The 20,359-nt window shown below is 63.8% G+C and carries 17 protein-coding genes and 1 pseudogene; 9 read left to right on the plus strand and 9 right to left on the minus strand.

Features of this window, described 5'->3' with window-relative positions; translation table 11 throughout:
- Positions 1-17: 17 nt before the first annotated feature.
- Positions 18-647, minus strand: a complete 630-nt coding sequence (locus tag GV819_RS26705) for a LysE family translocator (RefSeq protein WP_161759041.1) — start codon at positions 645-647, stop codon at positions 18-20.
- An 89-nt stretch (positions 648-736) separates the two neighbouring features.
- Between GV819_RS26705 and GV819_RS26710 the strand changes: the two genes are divergently transcribed.
- Complete coding sequence (locus GV819_RS26710) at positions 737-2,062, plus strand: PLP-dependent aminotransferase family protein (RefSeq protein WP_161759042.1); 1,326 nt, start codon at positions 737-739, stop codon at positions 2,060-2,062.
- 343 nt (positions 2,063-2,405) lie between these two features.
- Here the strand turns inward: GV819_RS26710 and GV819_RS26715 are convergent, their stop codons facing one another.
- On the minus strand, positions 2,406-3,209 hold the full coding sequence (locus GV819_RS26715; protein WP_161759043.1) for an aminoglycoside phosphotransferase family protein: 804 nt from the start codon (positions 3,207-3,209) through the stop codon (positions 2,406-2,408).
- Between the two features lie 112 nt (positions 3,210-3,321).
- Positions 3,322-3,780 carry an SRPBCC family protein gene (locus GV819_RS26720; protein WP_161759044.1) on the minus strand — a complete coding sequence of 153 codons (459 nt, stop codon included), beginning with the start codon at positions 3,778-3,780 and terminating at the stop codon, positions 3,322-3,324.
- A 155-nt stretch (positions 3,781-3,935) separates the two neighbouring features.
- On the opposite strand from GV819_RS26720, the pseudogene GV819_RS26725 reads away from it, so the two are divergent.
- From GV819_RS26725 to GV819_RS26730, 3 genes and pseudogenes are all read left to right on the plus strand, one after another.
- A pseudogene (locus tag GV819_RS26725) lies at positions 3,936-4,757 on the plus strand (ADP-ribosylglycohydrolase family protein); the annotation flags it as partial.
- A gap of 51 nt (positions 4,758-4,808) precedes the next feature.
- A complete protein-coding gene (locus GV819_RS33335) occupies positions 4,809-5,258 on the plus strand; it encodes a GFA family protein (protein WP_306108860.1) in 450 nt (149 codons plus the stop codon).
- A gap of 40 nt (positions 5,259-5,298) precedes the next feature.
- A complete protein-coding gene (locus GV819_RS26730) occupies positions 5,299-5,700 on the plus strand; it encodes a lysozyme inhibitor LprI family protein (protein ID WP_161759046.1) in 402 nt (133 codons plus the stop codon).
- A gap of 106 nt (positions 5,701-5,806) precedes the next feature.
- Here GV819_RS26730 and peaD read toward each other — a convergent pair whose 3' ends face one another.
- The 4 genes from peaD to peaA all read right to left on the minus strand — a co-directional run bounded on the left by peaD (position 5,807) and on the right by peaA (position 10,367).
- Entirely contained in the window at positions 5,807-6,925 is a 1,119-nt protein-coding gene (gene peaD / locus GV819_RS26735) for a quinohemoprotein amine dehydrogenase subunit beta (RefSeq protein WP_161759047.1), read from the minus strand.
- Positions 6,926-6,948: 23 nt separating this feature from the next.
- Complete coding sequence (gene qhpC, locus GV819_RS26740) at positions 6,949-7,272, minus strand: quinohemoprotein amine dehydrogenase subunit gamma (protein ID WP_025126299.1); 324 nt, start codon at positions 7,270-7,272, stop codon at positions 6,949-6,951.
- 1 nt (position 7,273) lies between these two features.
- Entirely contained in the window at positions 7,274-8,707 is a 1,434-nt protein-coding gene (gene peaB, locus GV819_RS26745; protein ID WP_161759048.1) for a quinohemoprotein amine dehydrogenase maturation protein, read from the minus strand.
- A 79-nt stretch (positions 8,708-8,786) separates the two neighbouring features.
- Positions 8,787-10,367 (minus strand): quinohemoprotein amine dehydrogenase subunit alpha, encoded by a 1,581-nt coding sequence (peaA, locus tag GV819_RS26750; RefSeq protein WP_161759049.1) that lies wholly within the window; start codon positions 10,365-10,367, stop codon positions 8,787-8,789.
- A gap of 413 nt (positions 10,368-10,780) precedes the next feature.
- Here peaA and GV819_RS26755 point away from each other — a divergent pair, with 413 nt between their 5' ends.
- Entirely contained in the window at positions 10,781-12,436 is a 1,656-nt protein-coding gene (locus GV819_RS26755; RefSeq protein WP_161759050.1) for a WG repeat-containing protein, read from the plus strand.
- A 101-nt stretch (positions 12,437-12,537) separates the two neighbouring features.
- Positions 12,538-13,206: an HAD family hydrolase gene (locus GV819_RS26760; protein ID WP_161759051.1), complete on the plus strand. Its 669-nt coding sequence runs from the start codon at positions 12,538-12,540 to the stop codon at positions 13,204-13,206.
- Here the strand turns inward: GV819_RS26760 and GV819_RS26765 are convergent.
- Positions 13,190-14,083 (minus strand): sigma-70 family RNA polymerase sigma factor, encoded by an 894-nt coding sequence (locus GV819_RS26765; RefSeq protein WP_161759052.1) that lies wholly within the window; start codon positions 14,081-14,083, stop codon positions 13,190-13,192. The two genes, GV819_RS26760 and GV819_RS26765, sit on opposite strands and share 17 nt — an antisense overlap.
- Entirely contained in the window at positions 14,080-15,252 is a 1,173-nt protein-coding gene (locus tag GV819_RS26770) for an NAD(P)/FAD-dependent oxidoreductase (RefSeq protein ID WP_161759053.1), read from the minus strand. Before GV819_RS26770 ends, GV819_RS26765 begins: the two co-directional genes overlap by 4 nt.
- A gap of 559 nt (positions 15,253-15,811) precedes the next feature.
- Here GV819_RS26770 and GV819_RS26775 point away from each other — a divergent pair.
- From GV819_RS26775 to GV819_RS26785, 3 genes are all read left to right on the plus strand, one after another.
- On the plus strand, positions 15,812-16,390 hold the full coding sequence (locus GV819_RS26775) for a DUF4337 domain-containing protein (RefSeq protein ID WP_161759054.1): 579 nt from the start codon (positions 15,812-15,814) through the stop codon (positions 16,388-16,390).
- A gap of 215 nt (positions 16,391-16,605) precedes the next feature.
- Entirely contained in the window at positions 16,606-18,096 is a 1,491-nt protein-coding gene (locus GV819_RS26780) for an aldehyde dehydrogenase family protein (protein WP_161759055.1), read from the plus strand.
- 224 nt (positions 18,097-18,320) lie between these two features.
- A complete protein-coding gene (locus GV819_RS26785) occupies positions 18,321-20,228 on the plus strand; it encodes an amidohydrolase (protein WP_161759056.1) in 1,908 nt (635 codons plus the stop codon).
- Positions 20,229-20,359 lie beyond the last annotated feature (131 nt).

Below are 20,359 nucleotides of genomic sequence, written 5' to 3' on the forward strand. Positions count from 1 at the left end.
TCCGTTGGGGTAAGGATTCAGACCGGCTGGGTCAATAACGCCAGGCGCAAGGCCAGCAACAGCAATACCGCCGCCAACAGCCAGGATTGCAGCCGGGCAAAGCGAGAGGTGGTGGATAAGCCACGGCTCAGGGCTGCACCGAACACCCCGAGGGTGGTGTGGAAGATGCCGCTGACTAGGGTCAGCACCAGCCCCAGCAGAATCAATTGCAGGGCGATGCTGCCGTGCGCGGGCTGGACGAACTGCGGCAGGAACACCATGAAGAACAGCAGCGCCTTGGGGTTCAGCAAGCTGTTGCACAGGGCCCGCACGAATACCGTGGCCAGCGGCACCCGCGCGGCCTCGGCGAGGCTCGGGCCTGCCCCAGTGCGCAGGGCTTTCCACGCCAGCCATAGCAGATAGACAACCCCGGCGTAGCGGATCAGCTCGAAGGACAGCGGCCAGCTGGCGACCAGCGCGGTGACACCGGTGGCGGTCAGCAGGGTCAGGCAGATGTCCGCCACGCCGATGCCTAACCCCGAGGCCACGCCGCCGCGCCAGCCATAGGCCACGCCGTGGCTGATGACGAACGCCATGTTCGGCCCCGGCGACAGCAACAACAGCAGTACCGCACCGATATAAATCGTCAGGGTGGCCAGGTCCAACATAGCGGCAGCGCTCCAGCAGGAAAGACGCTAGATTAGGGCGCTGACCTGATACAAACAAAAAAGTGTTCTAGATACACAGGGCTGCCCTCATGCGCCGGACTCGCTACAAGACCATCGTCGATCACTTCGCCCAACGCATCCGCGCCGGGCAGCTCGCGCCCGGCACGCAATTGCCCACGGTGCGGGCCCTGATGAGCCAGGAGCACGTGGCCCTGGCCACCGCTTTGCGGGTCTACCACGAACTGGAAGCCATCGGCCTGGTGGTGGGCGAAGCAGGTCGCGGGACCTTCGTGCGCGACACCAGCCTGCCCCGGGGCATGGGCCTGGAACAGCACCCCGGCAGTGCCTCCTCGGTGGACCTGGCGTTCAACTACCCGTCCCTGCCCGGCCAGGCAGAAAGCCTGCGCGAAGGCTTGCGTGCGATAGCCGCCTCCGGCGACCTCGATGCCCTGCTGCACTCCGCGCCTCAAGGCGGCCGCCCCCATGAGCGCCAGACCGCGGCCCGGCACCTGCGCAACCGCGAGATCCGGGTCGGCGCCGAGCAGGTGCTGATCGTCAACGGCGCCCAACAAGGCTTGGCGGTGAGCCTGCTGGCGCTGCTGCAACCGGGGGACATCCTGGCGGTGGATGCCCTCACCTACCCGGGGCTGAAAACCCTGGCCCAGGTCCATCGCCTGGACCTCGAAGCGCTGCCACAAAGCCATGGCCAGATGGACCTGGATGCGCTGCAGGCCCTGTGTCGTCGGCGCCCGGTGCGGGCGGTGTATTGCATGCCGACCCTGCACAACCCGCTGGGCACGGTGATGCCCCTGGGCGAACGCCAGCGCCTGGCGCAGTTGGCCCGTGATCACGACCTGTTGCTGATCGAAGACGGTGCCTACGCCTTTCTTGCCGAACCTGCACCCAAGCCACTGCAGACCTTGGCCCCGGAGCGCACCCTGTATATTTCCGGGTTGTCGAAAAGCGTCGCTTCCGGGCTGCGCCTGGGGTTTATCGTCGCGCCCCTGGAAATGATTCCGGCCCTGGAACGGGCGATTCGCGTGTCCACCTGGAGCACCCCGTCGCTGACCGTGACCCTGGGCTGTCGCTGGATCGAGTCGGGGCTGGTGGACAGCCTGGAGGAACAGAAACGCATCGATGCCCGGGCCCGTCAGGCGCTAGCGCGTCGGGTACTGCAAGGCTGCGAGTTCCTCGCCCACCCTTCGTCCTATTTTCTCTGGCTGAAACTGCCGGAAGGCCTGCGCGCCGACGAGGTGGTCGCGGCCCTGGAGCGCCAAGGGGTGACCGTCACCTCTGCCGAACCCTTTGCCACCACCGTGCATGTGCCCCAGGCCCTGCGGGTGGCCCTGGGCTCCATCAGCCTGACGCTGCTGCAGCAGGCCCTGGAGAAGGTACGCAACGAAGTCACCCGCTGAGTGCCCTGGTGCAGGCGCCGGCTTGTCGGTGAAGGCCATCGTCCGCACCCTTTTGCCGACAGCGGCACACCGCCGGGCCGCACCTGCAACAATGCCCTGCAGCGCCACCCGCCTGCGCAAACAGCAGACGAAAAAAAACCCGCCGAAGCGGGTTTTTTCCAAGACCATTATGACTTCCTGTCTGCAGCATCCGTGCTAATGGTCGACCTTCCTTGATCCTGAGCGCTTCCTGCGCTGCAGTTGTGGGAAAGAAGATTAAACACAAAGTCATCGGACAAAAAGACGCATTAGCTAGCACTGCGTGTAAGACATTCGCCATGCATCACTTCCGAAAACCCTGATCTCAGCTCTGCAGCGCTTGAACCGCCAAAGCCGCGACCTTGAGCTGGTGACGAGCGCCAGGCGGGTGCTGGTCCTGGAGAAACCAGGCGGCGGACAAACCGCTGAAGGCCAGCACCCATTGCACCAAGCGTCGCGGTTGCAGATCGGCGGCCTTGGCAATGATCTGCACCTGCCGAGTGAAACGCGCCGGGTCGGTGGCACTGGGCAGTTGCGGGTTGCAGATCAGGTTGGCGAAATCAAAACCGCGCTCGCCTCGCACCCGCTTCGGGTCGATCACCTGCCAGCCGCGCGGGCCAAAGTCCAACAGGTTGTCGTGGTGCACATCACCGTGCAGCACCACTTCATCCTGCGGCGCGGCCAGCAATTGCTCCGCCACCGCCTGGCTCTCGAGGAACAGGCCGCCCTGCTGCCGCGCGGCCTCATGCAGATCCTTGAACCAATGATCCAGAGGCACCAGCGGTGGCAAGGGTTGCGGACGCGGGGCGTGCAGGCGCTCCAGGGTGGCGCAGACGATATGGCTGACCTCATCGTGCTGGCCAGCCAGAGCCATGCGCATCAACGAGCGCGGGCCCTGGGCACGCTCCATCAACAAAGCCCGATCCTCCTGGGCGTAGACTCGCGCAGCACCCTCCCCGGCCCACCAGGCCATCAGCCGGTTGCCGGCCTGTTCATCCTCATTCAGGGCGATCTTCAACATCGCCGGCGCGCCATCTTCCAGGCGCACCGGCAACAAGCGACTGCCCGGCGTGACAATGGCATCGCCATCGGGCACCAGGCACCAACGTTGTACATAGGGTTCAAACATTCAAAGGCTCGTGAGAAGCGACGGCAAGCGGCAAGTTTCGAGCTACACGCTGGCGGCTTCAAGCTCTATCTGCCACTTGCCGCTTGTAGATTGGCGCTAGCCACTGACGCCCTCAGCGCAACTGCAAGTAGTTTTCTATATGGCTCATCTGCTCTTCCCAGCCCCGGCTGTTCATGCGAAAGGCCTTGAGCCGGCGCTCTGCGGGAACGCCATCGAACCCCGATTCGGTCACCCGCAGCAGGGTGCTGTCGCCGCGCTCCTCCAGTTCGAATCGCACCAGGGTCGTGGGCTCCGTCGAGTAGTCCTGTTGTGGATCAATGGCGTAGGGATGCCAGCTGAAGGAGAACAATTCGTCCACCAGCAGTTGTTCGACCAAGACGTCCCAGGTCAGGTGCTCATACCCGGGATAGGTAATGGCCCCGCGGACCCGCTGGCCAGGTGTGAAACGCTGGCCTTGCAGGGCCACCCCGAACCATTCGCCAAAGGCTTCGGCCTGGCTCAGCGCAGCCCAGACCTGAGCCCGGCTGGCCTTGAGCAGAATCTTTCTTTCGATGCGATCTGATGAGTTCATAGGACACCTCCAGTGATCAACACTAGACCGCTTGAGCGCTATCGCAACCGGCAAGTTGCACGATCGACCAGGGCTCTGCGTCAAGCACCAGGGACGCCCGGGCGGACAGAAAAAAATGCTAATGTCGCCCGTCAATTCCTTCTCAAGGACGAGCCATGCCCCCAACCCTTTCCGATCGCTACCGTGGCAGCCTGCTGGGCCTGGCCTGTGGCGATGCCGTGGGCACCACGGCGGAATTCAAGCCGCGGGGCTCGTTCCCGGCGGTGACCGACATGCAGGGTGGCGGCCCCTTCAACCTGGCGCCGGGACAGTGGACCGACGACACCTCCATGGCCCTGTGCCTGGCTGAAAGCCTGTTGCGCAAGGACGGCTTCGACGCCGCCGACCAGATGGGCCGCTACCTCAACTGGTGGCAATGGGGCTACCTCAGCGCCACCGGCGAGTGCTTCGACATTGGCATGACCGTGCGCCAGGCCCTCAGCGATTTCCAGGAACATGGCCAGCCCTTTGCCGGCTCAAGCGACCCGCAGACCGCCGGCAACGGCTCGCTGATGCGCCTGGCACCGGTGGTGCTGTTTCACTACCCCGACCTGGCCCGGGTCCGCGAATTTGCCGGCGCCAGCTCGCGCACCACCCATGGCGCGGCCGAAGCCGTGGAGTGCTGCCAGCTGTTCGCCGGGTTGATCGCCAAGGCCTTGAGCGGCGCGGATAAAACCCAACTGCAACAGCTCGCTGACCCGGGCTTTGGCGAAGCCAAGGTCATCGCCCTGGCCCAGGGCCGCTACCTGGACAAGACCCGCGAACAGATTCGTGGCAACGGCTATTGCGTCGACTCCCTGGAAGCCGCGTTGTGGTGCTTCCAGCACAGCGACAGCTACGCCGAAGCGGTGCTCGCCGCCGCCAACCTGGGCGACGACGCGGACACCACGGCCGCCATCGTCGGCCAATTGGCCGGGGCCTTCTACGGGGTTCAAGGGATACCGCCGCACTGGCTGGCGAAACTGCACATGGGCGAGGAGATTCAAGCCATGGCCGACGACCTGCTGCTGGCCGCGCAACGCCACGGGCAACCCCGGCGACTGCACGGCAGTTGCCTGTGCAAGGCCGTGCAATATCGGGTCGCGTGCCTGGACATGCCCATCGGCCACTGTCACTGCCAGACCTGCCGCAAAGCCCACGCGGCAGCCTTCGCCTCCACCGCCGGGGTCATGCGCGAGCACTTCCAGTGGACCCAGGGCCAGGAGCGGCTGAGCACTTATGAATCATCACCCGGCAAGCTGCGGCACTTCTGCTCGGTCTGCGGTTCTCATCTGCTGGCGGAGCGGCCGGGGCAACCCCACGTGATCCTGCGGGTCGCCACCCTGGATGATGATCCGGGGCTGACCCCGCAGGTGCATATCTGGACCTCCCACGACGTGCCGTGGCTGGCCCACGATACCCTGGACAGCTGGCCCGAGTGGCCGCCAAGCCGCGGCTAGACTTGCCTCCCACGCTCATTGCCCAATAGCGAGACTTCCTATGCGTCCGATCCTGTTCCTGGCCCTTGCGCCGCTGCTGCTCGCCCCGCTGGCCCAGGCCGACGAGTGCGACAGCGCCAATACCCAGACCGATATGAACCAGTGCGCCGGCCGGCAGTTCCAGGCCGCGGACAAGGAGCTCAACAGCCTGTACCAGCAGATCAACCAACGCCTGCAAGACCAGCCGCAAACCAAGAAACTGCTGGTCAGCGCCCAGCGTGCCTGGGTGGCATTCAGGGATGCCGAGTGCAGTTTCTCTGCGTCAGGAGTGGAAGGCGGCAGTGTTTATCCACTGGTCTACAGCAACTGCACCACGGCCTTGACCAAAGCCCGGGTGGCATCGTTCAAGACTTACCTCAAGTGCCAGGAAGGCGACTTGAGCTGCCCGGTACCCGCCCAGTAGGAGCGGGCTTGCCCGCGAAAGCACCGGTAAGGCCCCCCTCAGCTTGCGCGGGCCTGTTCGCCGGCAAGCCGGCTCCTACAGCAGGAGCCGGTAGCTGCAGACAAGGTCAGCGCACGAAGATCTGCGTCGTGGTGGCCGCCATGTCGCCACCGGGCAAGGTGATCTTGCCCACCTGCGCCAGGCTCTCGGCGTCGAAGATCGCCACGTCGTTGAAGGTCCCCGTCAGGTAGATCTTGCTCCCGGCCTTGTTGAACGACAGGCAGTAGTAGGAGTGTTCCAGGGTCGCGGCCTGGAGCAGTTTCTTCTGCTTGATGTCGTACTTGGCCAGGCGGTTGAGCACGCCGTACATCAGGTTCGGGTCCGTGGGCGAGCGCATGCCGCTGAAGTAGATCTCGGTCAAGGGGCCGAAGTCGGTGGTTTCCGTCTTGCCGGTCTTCAAGTCAATGCTGAACAGCCCGTACAGCGGCTCGGCGGTCGCCGGGTCCTGCTGCTTGTCCTTGAATTTCGCCGCGGTGTAGAGCAGCGAGAAATCGTGGCGGTAGGTCTGCTGGTTCCAGATGTAGAGCACGTCCGGAGCGCTGTAGTTCGGACGTTTCCAGTGCCGGCTGGGGATCAGCACCTCGAACTTGCCGGTCTTCACGTCAACCTTGTACAGGTCCGGTCCGGCCACATACAGGGTGCCGTCGTCGCCGCTCTGCATGATGGTCAGTTGCCGTGGTGCGGGGAAGCTGCGCACAGGCTTGGCGTCGAGCCCGGCATCGGTGGCGTAGACATCCAGCCGCGGCTCCTTGACCTCGTAGCGATCATTGAGCAGCACGGTCGGGTTGGCCACGGTGTACAACTCCTTGCCGTCGTGGCTGACGGTGAAGGCGAACATCGAGCGCGCCTTCTCTCCCGGCTGCTGGGTGATGCTGGCGTGGAACACCTGCTTGCAGCTGTCCAGCTCGACGCCGTAGACATCCGCATAGTGGTTGTTCAGCACGTAGGCAATCTTGCGGTCCGGCGACAGCTGCACGGTGCCGGGGCCAAAGGCGTCGGGCATCTTGCAGGTCTTGTAGAGGCTGTCGGTGGCCAGGTCGAGGACGTGCAGGTTGTTCGGATAATTGGTGGTCACCATGTATTCATGACCACTGTTCAGGGCCAGGGCCTCATCGGCCAGGGCGGTGAAAGAACAGGCGCTGAGAACCGCGCCGGCGGCCAGGCCGCACACTGTGATAGCTCGCATGCTGTAATCCTTGTGCTGTCCGGTTACTTGTCTTTGGGGAAGACGGTGCCGAGGTTGCGCCAGTTGTCGTTGGAGGCCTGGGCGTCCTTGTTCCAGTCGGGGTAGGTGCTCATCATGTCCGGCACCTGGGCCGGCCACCAGCAAGGGTCGGAGCAGCCGTAAAGGTCGGCCTCCATCGGCTGGCAAAGCGACGAGACACCGCCAAAGGCATCGATTTCCCAGCCCGGGTCGGTGGTCGAGGCGCAACCGGCCACGGAGTTCATCGCCAGCACTTCTTCGATACGGTCCTCGGCGGCGGCCTCGGCCAGTTTCTGGGCTTTGTTATTGATCGGCTTGAGATGCTTCATGTCAGTGAGCCTTGCGCGGAGTGATGTAGCTGCTGATGAACGCAGGGTTGTGAGCCATGATCCGGCTGTAGACTTCGATGCCGAAATCCACCCAGTCACGCATCAGATCGCAGTAGTGATAGGTCGGGTGCGCCGGGTCGCCGTAGCGCGCATAGCTCTCGTGGTAGCAACCGCCAGAGCACAGGTTGCGGATCCGGCAGCTGTCGCAGCCGGTGTTGGTACGGTCCAGGCGCTGGGACAGGAAGTCGTTGAGCTCCATCTGTTTCACCCCGCCCTCCAGCACATTGCCGAAGGTCGGCAACGACGAGCCGGTGAAGCGATGGCACAGGTTCAGCTCGCCCTTGTGATCCACCGCCAGCATCTTCAGCCCGGCGCCGCAAGGCAGGGCTTTCTTGTGGCCCTCATGGATGTCGGTGATCAACTGGTGCAGGTTGGAGAAGCCGATATTGCGGTGCTCCAGGGCCGCATCCAGGTAACGCTGCCCCAAGCGCTTCATGCTGGCGAAGACCTCGATCAGCTCTTCGCTGCTGAGGTTGAAGCTGCTGATGTCCCCCGAGGTCACCGGGGCGAAACCGACTTCGGCAAACCCCAGCTCGTTGAACAGGTGGTCCCAGATGGTCTCGACATCGGTGACCCCGGTGGTCAGGGTCACTCGCGCCCCCACCGGGCGGCTGTTGTAGCGTGACAGGAGCATTTGCGCCTTGCGTCGCACCACGTCGTAGGTGCCCTGCCCGCCCACGGTGATGCGGTTGCGGTCGTGCACGGTCTTGGGCCCGTCGATGCTCACCGAGAGCCCGAAACGGTGGGCATTGAGGTAGTCCACCACTTCCTCGGTAAGCAGGGTGGCATTGGTGGTCATGACGAACTCGACGAACTTGCCCGCCGCGCGAAAACGCTGCTCGCAGTAATCGACCATGGCCTCGATCAGCTTGCGGTTGCTCAGCGGCTCGCCACCAAAGAACACCACGGTGAAACGCTCCTCGTCCGGTGATTCCTTGAGCAGCATCTCCACCGAGGCGATGGCGGTTTCCAGGGCCATCTTCTTGCCCGCCGAGGGCTTGTCCAGGTCCTCCTTATAGCAATAGGTGCAACTCAGGTTGCAGCCGGTATTGACGTTGAGCACCACGGTGTTGATCGCGGTGCGTTCGACCCGTTTGACGCCGATCTCCGGGGTCAGTGGCGAGCCGTCGCTGACCAGCTCCAGGGCGATCAGTTCACGCAGGGTGTCGCTGACGTCCGCGCCGTCATAGTCGCCCGCCAGTCGCTGGATCAGGTCTTGCGGGCTACAGCCGGGCCCGCGCAAGGCATCGATGATGCTGCCGGTCAGGGCATCGCTGGCGAACAGCGAACTGCTGGGGATGTGGAACAGCATGCGGTTGGCGTCCACCTGCACTTCGTGCAGGTTGCGCTCTACCAGGTTCAGAATGGCGCCCATTACAACCTCCTGTGCCGGCCCCGGCTGCGGGGCCTGCGGTGATTACCTGAAAATATCGGTCGGTAGCACTCAACAGCACTCAGGGAATGGGTGGATTGTTCCAGCGTTGCACGGTGACGATCAGGTGGCCTTCGCCGGTCAGGGCCTTGCCGGCGTCATCCACGGCGGCGATCACCTTGAGGTTGCCGGCGTTGTTGGTGGACATCTTGCGCTGCGGGTTGGGCCCGGCATCCCCGGGGGTGAACACGCCGCTGTCCGCCTGCATGGTGCCGGCGAACCGCACGTCCTCATCCTTGGCCGCCTGCTCATCGAAGGCCTCGACCTTCCACTGCGCCGGCACCACGCCGATGCGGTACGGCTTGCCATCGACGCCCTTGCCCCAGGCTTCGGCATCAAAGCGGCCCTGGACCTTGGGCGTCGAACCGCCGCCTTCACCGATCCGCGCCACGGAGAATGCCGGCACCACCTTGACCTCGGCGATATGTTTGTAGACCGCCAGCGTCACGCCCTTGAGGTTGCCGACACTGACCTGCCGCACACCCGGCTGGGCATCAGCGGCAGCCTTGAGCTTGAGGCGGATGCGCCCGGGGCTCTGCTCCAGCACCTGCACCACCTCGACCCCCTTGCCGAAGCTCGGAGTGCCCGCGAGGCCCGCGCCCACCAGGGTCACCTCGGCCTCTTCACCGGCCTTCAGATAACCCGGTTGCACTGCCAGGAGGCGGTTGCTGTCCTGCTTGGCGGCGATGAAGTCGAGGCCGCGCTCGTCGTGCTCGGCCTCGAACATCCGCCCTTGCAGCGCGCTGCCCTGGGCCGCCAGCACCTGACGCATGACCACACCATCGACGGTGACATTGCCACGCCATTCATAACCGTTGTAGAGGATCGCGCTGCCCTCGCCATTGAACGGGCTGCCGTCGGCGTACTGGCCCTTGACGCTGACCTTGAACTGATCGCCGTCCCCGGCGCTGACGCTCATCACCCCAGCCAGCTCACTCTTGCCCGGCAGATGGCCGCTGAAGCTCCAGTCCCCGGCCAGCGCCGCCGCTTGCGGACGGGCCTGTTGCCAGGCCTTCCAGGCCGGGTTGTCGAGGGGATAACGCTTGGCCAGCAAGGGCACCATTTCCTTGAGGGCGCTAGGCAACCACTCGCGGTCCCGGGACAGCGCCTGGTACTCCAGGGACGGCCACTGGCCGAGGTGGAAGTTCACCAGGCGCTCCCACTCCTGGGCCGGGCGCCGCTGCAGGGCGATCCGCGCGCCGGAGTGGCAGCGGGCACACATCTGCGTGGTCTGCTCGTCGAAGTGCTCGACGGTATTCAGCCGCCGCTCCAGGGCGTAGCGCACGCCGTCGGTCTCACTGGGGGCCAGACCCTGGGTGTCGGCCAGGTACTTGACCAGGGTGCGACGATCGTCATCGCTGATTTTCAGGCCATGCATGGTCTGCATGCGGGCAATGCTCATCAGCCAGCCTTCCGGGGTCTTGCGCTGATGGCTGATGCGGCTCAGGGCTTCCCCGGCCTCGGGGGTGTGACAGCCCTGGCAGGTTTCCTTGAGGATGCTCTGCGCATCGCGCGCGGCGAAACTCGAAGGGGCATGCAAGGCGCTACAGGTGGCAATGGCCAGCAGGCTGGCGCTCAGCCTCAGGCGCAGTCTTCTCTTCATCAACGTCGAACCTCCCACGGTGCTTTCTTATTTTTAGCGAGTCGTTTTTATGGTTTCTGCCATGCCCGGCACGCTCGGACATGGAGGCAAGAGAAACGTCTGCAGGTATGCAATACACGGAGCGTGCCAGCTTATAAAAAACTCCGGATTCAATGACTTGGGCGACGACGCCGAGCAATGGCGGACGGCCGGGTGTTACCCGACGTTCTATTTCGCGACAAACGTCTCAGTCTGAGACAGCGATTACCGAGCGCCAAGACTGCCCGTCAGGCCGGCGGTGCGGCTGTACCGATGGTTTTCTTTGCAATTGGCTCTTGCATTTATCCGGCGGCACCGCAGAATCACCCGCGTTTTTGCCCGCCCCGCCATACGGGGCGCGCTGTACTCCCCTCATCACAAGGAACTTGAAGTTCATGGATAGAAGCGCCAGTGCCCGTCTCGGCTCGCTGATCCTCTCGTTGTCTGCTCTGGCCCTGGTCGGATGCAAGGAAGAAACCAGTCCCAAGACCGCAGCCGTCGCTGCGGCCGCCGCGCCGGCGGCCATGGTCATGCCGATTTGCGCCAATGGCGAATGCGCGGTGCTGGACCAGGACGGCAAGGTGCTGATCAGCGCCGACAACGACTACGACGCCGTGGTCGCCCTGCCCCTGGACAAGACGTTCCTGTTCGCCAAGGACGGTACCTGGAACCTCAGCAGCGCCGACGGCAAGCAGACCCTCAAGGCGGCCTTCACCGACGACCTGCGCCTGCTGACCCCGGGCTATTTCGGCTACGGCCAGGACGGCAAGCTGGGCATCCTCGACCAGAGCGGCAAGCAGATTCAGCCACCGCGCTTCGACGATCTGTACGTGGGCGGCAACGACGATTTCATCGTCTACGAGATCGGCGGCAAGCGCGGCATCCTCAGCGCCAAGGGCGAGGTGGTGACCGACGCCGTGTATGACAGCAGCATGGTGCGCGATAACTTCGCCAAGCGCGGCTGGTGGATGCTTGCCGAGCGCGGCGAGGAAAAGTGGGCGCTGAACCTCAAGACCGGCGAGCAGAAAAAGATCGACTTCGACAGCATCGACTCCTTTGCCAACCAGCATCTGGTGGTCAGCACCGAACAGGGCAAGGCCCTGGCCGATGCCAAGGCCCAGCTGATCAGCGCCGCCACCTACAACTGGATGGGCGAACCCGGAGACGGCCTGGTGGCCTTCCGGGAAAAATACGACAGCCCCTGCGGCTACATGGACTTCCAGGGCAAGACGGTGATCCAGGCCCAGTTCGGCAGCTGCCAGGTGTTCGGCAAACAGGGCGCGCTGGTCACCGCCAAGAATGCCGACGGCACCTCCGGCAAGGCCGGGGTGATCGATCGCCAGGGCCAATGGAAGGTGCAACCAGTCTATGACTCGGCGGACCCGGCCGGCTTCAGCCCCCTGGGCATGTTCCGACAGGTGCCGGGGCTGAACCAGGTCGCGGTGCTGCAGAACGTGTTCAGCGCCACCTTCGGCATCTTCGATGTGGACAAGGGCGTCGAGCTGTTCAAGCCCACCTACGCCCAGATCGGCGCGATCAACGCCGACCTGTTCGTCTTCAGCACCGCCAACAGCCCGACCAAGCAGGCCACCCTGTTCGGCCAGGCCACCCAAGTGCGCACCGTGGGCCTGATGGACGCCAGCGGCAAGGTGCTGCTGGAGCCCGGCCAGTACGTCGACATCCGCCTGGATAACAGCGGCCATTACCTGCTGGCCACCGATGACACCTCGGCCCTGGCCACCTCGGCGCTGTACGACCTCAAGGGCAAGCGGCTGATCCCCGGCAAGTGGCAGGAACTGGTGGTGGACGAAGCCCGCGGCGCGATCTTCGGTTATGCCGTGGAAGGCATGGGCGACGACCAGTCCCGCAGCCTCAAGGCCCTGTATCGCCTGGACGGCACCCCGAGCTTCCAGGTCAGCCAAGTAGATTGCGGCGCCGAACAGGTGCACGACGGCCATGACCAGGTGCTGTGGCCAGCCAACCCTCAGGACTACTGCCCGCAACCCGACGAAGTGGAAGACCAGGGCGAAGGCGACAACGCCCAGGGCTGAGGCCCTGAGCGAACCGGTCACGGTTGCGATCAAGCCTGTTAGGATGCGGGCTTGATCGTTTCAGCCAAGGGGCCCGGATCGGGCCCGACAGGAACTGTCCCATGCTCAAAGCTCTGCTCTTCGACCTCGATGGCACCCTGACCGACACCGACGCCCTGCACCTGCTGGCCCTTCAGCAACTGCTGCTGGAAGAGGACGGCCGGACCTTCAGCCAGGAAGAGTTCGAAGCCCATGTCAGCGGCCAGGCCAACGCCAATATGTGCCGCTACCTGTTCCCCGAGCGCAGCGTGGCGCAACATGAAGCCTTTGCCGAACGCAAGGAAGTGCGCTTTCGCCAACTCTCCCCGCAACTCAAGCCCGTGCCCGGCCTGCTGCGCCTGCTGGATTTTGCCGAGGCGCATAGGATAGGTGTCTGCGTCGTGACCAATGCCCCTCGGGCCAACGCCGAGCACATGCTCAAGGTGCTGGGCCTGCAGGAGCGCTTCGCCCACGTGTTGGTGGCCGAAGAGCTGCCGCGGGCCAAGCCCGACCCGCTGCCCTACCTCAGCGGCCTGGAATGCCTGCAGGCCAGCGCCGATCAGGCCCTGGCCTTTGAAGATTCGATCCCCGGGCTGACTGCCGCAGTCAAGGCCGGTATCTGCACCTTCGGCCTGGCCACCAGCCAGCCGCCACAGACCCTGCTCGACGCCGGCGCCCATCAGGTGATCCACGACTTCGACGACCCGCAGCTCTGGGCCGAGATCCAGCGCCGGCTCAATCTGCCGGGCTAAACACCTGGGCCCGAGGCGCCAAGGCCCGGACCAGCGCTCGCAGTTTCTGTGGGTTGCGCACCAGCAGCAGGCGCACCACCCGTTGCCCGCGCACCTCGCAGGTCAGCAGCATATCCAGCCGTTCCCGGTGAAACACCAGCAGCGCTGGCAGCCCGTTGCAGCACTCGACCCGCAGGCTGAAATCGTTGCTGAACTTACCCCGTAGCCCATGAATGAAACGCTGGACAGGCGCCGCCCCCTGGATCGGCCGCAACGCCGCCAATACCTGGCCACCACCGTCGGACAGCAATTGCGCATCCGTGGCCAACAGCTTCAGCAGGGCCTCGGTGTCGCCACTGAGGCAGGCTTGCAGGCAGTCCTGGGCCAGTTGTCGATCCGCCTCCTGGGTGATTGACGGCGCTTGTTCGGCCAGGCGCAGTTGGGCCCGTTCGAACAGCTTGCGACAGGCCGCCGAACTGCGCCCCAGCAGAGCACCCAATTCGGCAAAGGGATAACCGAAGAGCTCACGCAGCACCCAGACCACCCGCTGGGTCGGGGTCAATTGCTCCAGCACCAGGAGAAACGCCAGGGACAGGGTCTGCCAACGGCCATGCACGTCCTCGGGCCGGGCGCTGCCAGGCACCTCATCCAGCAGCGGCTCCGGCAACCAGGGTCCGATATAGAGCTGTTTGCGTCGCCCCCGCAGTTGGTCCAGGCACAGGTTGCTGAGCATTCGCGTCAGGTACGCCTGGGGGTTGAGCGGTTGCAGGTCCAGGGCCTGCCAGCGCAACCAGAGATCCTGCAGCACATCATCGGCTTCGCTCTGGCTGCCCAGCAGCCGATAGGCCAAGGCTTGCAGCCGTGCTCGTTCGGCAAGGAAGAAGCCCAGGTCACTCATATCGATTCCTTATCCAGCACCGTACGCGGCCAATGATAGATCGCCCGTCCAAGGCTCAGCTCCCAACGGGGCGCCACCCAGACCAGGGTGCACAGCATCCATTTGATCAGCGCCGCGCGCCAGCCCCCCAACCAACGAGATTGCGCACGATCCCGAGCATCGGTCAGTTGCCAGATGCCGTCACCGCGCCCCAGGCTCAGGCAACGCAACATATAGGCAAAGGCAAAGGGTTGCGGCTGGCGCCCTTGCAGCCAGTCGCCCATGGCTTCTCCGGCATGTCCGCCACTGGGTAACGCCGTGGCGCAGGACAGGCGCAGCAGTTGCCCGTCGGTCAGGGTCGCGGCGCTGCAATCCCCCGCCGCCCACAGGTGGTCGTAGCCTTCGACGCGCAGGTCCGCGCCGACCCGCAAGCGCCCCTCTGGGGTCAGCGGCAGGCCGCTTTCCAGCAGCAGTGGATTGGCCCGCAGACCACCGCACCACAGCAGCCGGTCGGCACTGAGCAAGCGCCCATCCTCCAACTGTGCAGCGTCCGCTTGCAGACAGCGCACCCGCCCCCGCAGCAGTGTCACCTGCAATTGCCGCAGACGGCGCTCGGCATGCTCCCGGGCCTCGCGGCAAAAACCCCGCAAGGGCTCCTGGCTACCCAGCAGGCTCACCTGCAAGCCGCGGAAACGTTGTGCCAGCTCACTGGCACATTCGACCCCGGTCAGGCCGTTGCCGATCACCAACAAACGCCCACCCCGGGCGGCCAGTTGCTGGAGTTCAGCATGACGCGCTGCCAGGGGCTGATCGAAACTCAACTGCCACAGGTATTCAGCGCCGGGCAGTTGGCTGCCTTGACTGACACTGCCCAAGGCGCAGATCAGCCCGCGATAGGCAATGATCCGAGGTCCTTGCAAGGTCTGTACTTCGACCTGCCGGGCCGCTGGGTCCCAGGCACTGATCCGCGCCTGGAGAAACTCCACCCCGGCCCTGGCCAGCAGCGGCGCCAGGGCTGCACGCTTGACCCGCCGGCCCGCCAGCGCTTCATGCCAGCGCACCCGCTGCTGAAAATGCCCCTGATCGGCAATCAGCAGGATGCGCGCCTTGGGCACCTTGCGGCGCAGACGGGCAGCCGCCAACAGGCCGGCGTAGCTGCCGCCGAGAATCAGCAGGGGTAGATCGGACATGAGCAACTCCTTGTGCAGTAAGTCCATCCAGACGAAACAGCACGGCGGAATGTGACGCGCCATTGGCAAATGATTGATCGAGGTGTGTAAACAGCCAGAAAGGACAGCGGGATAAACGAGGAGCAGAGAGGAAGGAAGCTACAGGCGGGATACAGCAGGAAGGAAAAAGTGCTCGCCCATCACTTCGGCAGTGGCACCTAAGCCGAAGTACCCCCTTTGGCTGGGCGAGCAGGAGGGAATATACGTGAGCGTCCCGGGCAGGCCTATCGGACCGATCCTAAAACGCGGTGCGACTGGAACTAACACTCGTAAGGTTTTTCCTCGGCACGACTTTTTTTTCACGGGGCTTTCACCTCGCGCTGCCTAGATTGATAGCCACTCCTTAATGAATCCCATTTGGCCCGCGACACTGCGGGCTTTTTTTTGCCCGCACGCCCTGTCGCCGCGGGGGATTGGCCCCAGGCTGTCGGCCAGCTGAACGAAGTCACGCCAGCCCTGCCGTCGTCCACTACCCTAGTTACAATTTGAAACCTTCACCCTCCCCCTCCAGGTCGACGCCATGACTGAAGACTTCGAAGTGCCCAGCCCCCACGAAAAGCACCTGGAACACGTGGCCGAACACGCCCATGTGCGCAATGACAACTTCGCCAGCAAGATCGCGGTGATGACAGCGATCATGGCCACCTTGGGGGCACTCCTGAGTTATCAGGCCGGCTCCACGGAGAGCATGGCGGCGATGGACAAGAACAACGCCGCGATGAAGAAGACCGAAGCCGCCAACCAATGGAACTACTACCAGGCCAAGTCCAGCCGGCAGAACCTGGCAGAGCTGGCGACCCATATTCCCGGGCTCGATGCCGCGCACTACAGCATCGAGGCCCAACGCTACCAGAAGGAAAAGGAAGCGGTGCGCCTGAAGGCCGAGGCCCTCGAAGCCGAGGCGCGGGAATGGGACGAGCAGTCGGAAGCTGCCCTGCACCAGCACCATCGCTGGGCCCAGGCGATGATGGCGATTCAGATCGCCATCTCGATGGCGGCAATCACCTTGCTGACCCGCAAGGAATGGCTGAAGAAACTCGCCTATGGCGCCGCCGGAGCCAGCGTGCTGCTGGGCTCGCTGGCCTGGTTGCATATCTAGCCGCCGCGGCCCTCGCCGGCGCGACATGACCCAGATAGCCATGCGCCTGTGCGTCTCTTGATTCTCACGAGCTGTCGCAGTTTGCGAAAAACCGGCGCCTGCCTGGCGCCGGCCCCTCCTCCCAAGCCCCCTGAAAACCGGGCCTGAGCCAGCAACGCGGAACTGGCATAGCCATTGCGAAAGCCCCTGCCTCACCTACAACAAGAGGCTTCGCCATGGCTATTGCCCCACTGCTCGCCGCTACCACGGCCTTTATCCAGCGCGCCCCGCGCATGTTGATCGGCGCCGACTGGGTCGAGGCCGCTGACGGCCAGACCATGTCCCTGCGCAACCCGGCCACCGGCGAACAGCTGTGCCTGGTGCCCCGGGCCACGGTGGACGATGTCAACCGCGCCGTATTGGCGGCACGCCAGGCGTTCGATGATTCACCCTGGACTCGCACCCGGCCCCGGGAGCGGCAGAACCTGCTGTGGAAACTCGCCGACCTGATGCAGCGCGACGCAGAACTGCTGGCCCAGCTGGAATGCCTGAACAACGGCAAGAGCGCCGCCGTGGCCCAGGTCATGGACGTGCAGCTGTCCATCGACTTTCTGCGCTACATGGCCGGCTGGGCCACCAAGATCGAAGGCAGCAGCGTCGAGGTCTCGATGCCGCTGATGCCCGACGCTCAGTTCCACAGCTTCATCCGCCGTGAAGCGGTGGGCGTGGTGGGGGCCATCGTCGCCTGGAACTTCCCCCTGTTGCTGGCCTGCTGGAAGATCGGCCCGGCCCTGGCTACCGGCTGCACCGTGGTGCTCAAGCCCGCCGATGAGACGCCACTGAGCGCACTGAAGCTGGCCGAACTGGTGCAGGAAGCCGGTTACCCCGACGGCGTGTTCAACGTGGTCACCGGTACCGGTATCACTGCCGGCAGCGCCCTGACCCACAACCCCCTGGTGGACAAACTGACCTTCACCGGCTCGACCGCCGTGGGCAAGGAAATCGGCAAGATCGCCATGGATTCCATGACCCGGGTGACCCTGGAACTGGGGGGCAAGTCGCCGACGATCGTCATGGCCGACGCCGACCTGGGCAACGCGGCGGCCGGTGCCGCCAGCGCGATTTTCTTCAACCAGGGCCAGGTGTGCTGCGCCGGTTCCCGGCTCTATGTGCAGCGCAAGCATTTCGACAACGTGGTGGCCGACATCGCCGGCATCGCCAATGCCATGAAACTGGGCAACGGCCTGGATGCCAGTGTCGAGATGGGCCCGCTGATTTCCGCGCGGCAACAGGAGCGGGTCTACCGCTACATCGAGATGGGCCGGGAAAGCGGCGCCACCATCGCCTGTGGCGGGGAGCAGTTCGGGCCGGGGTATTTCGTCAAGCCAACGGTGATTGTCGATGTCGACCAGAAACACTCCCTGGTCCAGGAAGAGATCTTCGGCCCGGTGCTGGTGGCAATTCCTTTCGACGATGAAGCCGATGCCTTGCGCATGGCTAATGACAGTCCCTACGGGCTGGGGGCAAGCATCTGGTCCAACGATCTGGCGGCGGTGCACCGGATGATTCCCCGGATCAAGTCCGGCTCGGTATGGGTCAACTGCCACAGTGCACTGGACCCGGCACTGCCATTCGGTGGTTACAAGATGTCTGGCGTTGGTCGGGAAATGGGCCATGCGGCGATTGAGCACTATACCGAGCTGAAATCGGTGTTGATCAAGCTCTAACCCGCGCCAATCAGGCGTTCGCGCCCCCCGCGAGCGCCGCCTGCAACAGCCCAGACAGCCCCTGTCAGGGAGCGCCGGCCGCTGACCGGCGTCCCCCCGACCAATGCCCGGTTCATGGGTAAAACGGCTGCTACGCTCAGCGCGAGCCGACCCGCCACCTGGCACAGGAGCCCGGCTCATCAACCTGCAACGCCTCAAACCACCGAAAACCTGAGGAAAGCATCATGAGATCAAATGGAAATGATCACGACTATGTCCAGTGCGGTTGCCACAACCCGATCTGGAACGCTTTGAAGGACACTCTCGACCCGGACAGCCACTCCGCGAGTCAGCCACATAGCGCACAGGATCTGGCAAAGGAACTGACCGGCGAATCCATCATCTTTACCGGCGGCACCATCTACCCCATGCGCCACGGCAACATGGACGAACGCGTCGAGGCCCTTGGCATCCATGCCGGTGACGTTGTCGCATCAGGCACCCTGGCCGTCGTCGAAGCCCGCATGAAAGCCCTGGGCATTGCCTACAAGAAGCAGTCCCTGGGCGGCAAAACCCTGTTGCCCGGCCTGGTCGAACCCCACGCGCATATCGTGCAGAGCTGTGCCATGGAAGGCTGGCTGAACCTGGGAGCGATTGATACCGAAAACCCTGATGAAAAGAAGAACCAACGACTACGGCCCGTCTATGACTGGGGCTGGTTAAAAGACACCATCCAGAGCCACCTCCCCAAGGACAACTCGAGCTGGATCCTCGGGCACATGGTCGATCCGGCACTGATGCCCTTCGAAGTCGTCCCTGGCGGCCAGAACAAACTCATCACCTTGCAGTGTGGCTCCGGCGACGTCGGCAACCTGGACACTATCGACCAGCAGCACCCAATGCTGCTCATCAGTGCATCCATGCACACCGCCTACCTGAACACCGCGGCGAGCGAGGCGGTGTTTAAAAAGACTGGCATCCAAGCCAAAAACGGCGTCCTGCAGGAAGGCGACGTGTTGTCCGCCATCAAAGCCATTCCCCTCAAGCAGAAGCTGGAAATGCTGAAGGTCTTCAAGCGCCTCGACGACTATTTCGACAAAGCGTCCCGCCGCGGGATTACCCTGCTGTATGACGCGATGATGGACCCCATGTCGAAGCGGGTATTGACCGCCTACTTCCTGACTCACCCGAGGAACCTCCGGATCGGTTACGCCGCCGCCTGCGATGGCTCGGCCGATAGCATCAAAGCGCTGCCGCGCTACCAGCCCGTCAGCCGAGAAGAGGCCAAGCGTTTCTATCAAGGCTCGGTCAAGCTGGTGTCCGATGGTTCCAATCAAGGGCTGACGGGCTACCAGGCCACGAAATACTGCTGCAATGCGGCAAGCCCGCTGGGCAATTTCAATTTCTGCGACACTGCGCAGTCGACACCGGTAAAAATCCCCGAGACCTACAAGAACCTCGTGCGCAATGCCGTCGAGACTGGCTGGCCACTGATGATTCACGCCAACGGCGACCGGGCCATCGAGTTCACCCTGCAAGCCTATGAGGATGCCTTGCAAGGCCAAAGCGGCCTGGAAAAACGCCATCGCATCGAACACTGCTCGCTGCTGACCGAGAACAGCCTCACGACCATGAAGCGCCTGGGCCTGTCACCCAGCTTCCTGATCGGCCATGTCGGGTACTGGGGCTACTCCTTCAGACACGCCATTTTTGATAAAAAGGCCGAAGTCATGCTCGACCTGTGCCAATCGGCCCTGGAGCAGCAGCTGAAGATCTCCCTGCACAGCGACTGCTCGGTAACGCCACTGGGGCCCCTGCGCTCCATGGAGCAAGCGGTGACCCGCAAGATGGAAGGCATTCGTGATACACAGCAGCCTGCGCAGTTCATCAGCGACCCTCGCAAGCAACCGATCCTCAACGAGGCCGAGTGCCTGACCCGCAAGCAAGCCTTGAAAGCCATCACCTATGACGCGGCCTGGCAGTGCCATGCCGAAGGCTGGACCGGGTCCTTGCAGGACAAAAACTTCGCGGACTTCGTGATTCTCGAGCAGGATCCGCTGGACGAAAAAGTGCCGGCCACCTCGATCAGGGACATCAAGATCTGCGAAACCTGGAAAGGCGGCCAGCGGGTGTACCTCAATCCCGGTAGCTGACCGCTAGCCATCCTAAGCCGGGGCCTGTCTGGGCCTCGGCTTGCAGCTTCAAATCGGGACGACACGCTCTGGATGAGCGCTGTGCGGATCGCGAACAAGCCCGACCGGCGCCGTGAAGAAGGATCGACGCA

Source organism: Pseudomonas sp. Fl5BN2, assembly GCF_009908205.1.
Classification (GTDB): domain Bacteria; phylum Pseudomonadota; class Gammaproteobacteria; order Pseudomonadales; family Pseudomonadaceae; genus Aquipseudomonas.

Coding starts and splice junctions, on each gene's coding strand:
- GV819_RS26705 (WP_161759041.1), bottom strand. CDS start 647: ATGTTGGACCTGGCCACCCTGACGATTTATATCGGTGCGGTACTGCTG.
- GV819_RS26710 (WP_161759042.1), top strand. CDS start 737: ATGCGCCGGACTCGCTACAAGACCATCGTCGATCACTTCGCCCAACGC.
- GV819_RS26715 (WP_161759043.1), bottom strand. CDS start 3,209: ATGTTTGAACCCTATGTACAACGTTGGTGCCTGGTGCCCGATGGCGAT.
- GV819_RS26720 (WP_161759044.1), bottom strand. CDS start 3,780: ATGAACTCATCAGATCGCATCGAAAGAAAGATTCTGCTCAAGGCCAGC.
- GV819_RS33335 (WP_306108860.1), top strand. CDS start 4,809: ATGGCCGACGACCTGCTGCTGGCCGCGCAACGCCACGGGCAACCCCGG.
- GV819_RS26730 (WP_161759046.1), top strand. CDS start 5,299: ATGCGTCCGATCCTGTTCCTGGCCCTTGCGCCGCTGCTGCTCGCCCCG.
- peaD (WP_161759047.1), bottom strand. CDS start 6,925: ATGCGAGCTATCACAGTGTGCGGCCTGGCCGCCGGCGCGGTTCTCAGC.
- qhpC (WP_025126299.1), bottom strand. CDS start 7,272: ATGAAGCATCTCAAGCCGATCAATAACAAAGCCCAGAAACTGGCCGAG.
- peaB (WP_161759048.1), bottom strand. CDS start 8,707: ATGGGCGCCATTCTGAACCTGGTAGAGCGCAACCTGCACGAAGTGCAG.
- peaA (WP_161759049.1), bottom strand. CDS start 10,367: ATGAAGAGAAGACTGCGCCTGAGGCTGAGCGCCAGCCTGCTGGCCATT.
- GV819_RS26755 (WP_161759050.1), top strand. CDS start 10,781: ATGGATAGAAGCGCCAGTGCCCGTCTCGGCTCGCTGATCCTCTCGTTG.
- GV819_RS26760 (WP_161759051.1), top strand. CDS start 12,538: ATGCTCAAAGCTCTGCTCTTCGACCTCGATGGCACCCTGACCGACACC.
- GV819_RS26765 (WP_161759052.1), bottom strand. CDS start 14,083: ATGAGTGACCTGGGCTTCTTCCTTGCCGAACGAGCACGGCTGCAAGCC.
- GV819_RS26770 (WP_161759053.1), bottom strand. CDS start 15,252: ATGTCCGATCTACCCCTGCTGATTCTCGGCGGCAGCTACGCCGGCCTG.
- GV819_RS26775 (WP_161759054.1), top strand. CDS start 15,812: ATGACTGAAGACTTCGAAGTGCCCAGCCCCCACGAAAAGCACCTGGAA.
- GV819_RS26780 (WP_161759055.1), top strand. CDS start 16,606: ATGGCTATTGCCCCACTGCTCGCCGCTACCACGGCCTTTATCCAGCGC.
- GV819_RS26785 (WP_161759056.1), top strand. CDS start 18,321: ATGAGATCAAATGGAAATGATCACGACTATGTCCAGTGCGGTTGCCAC.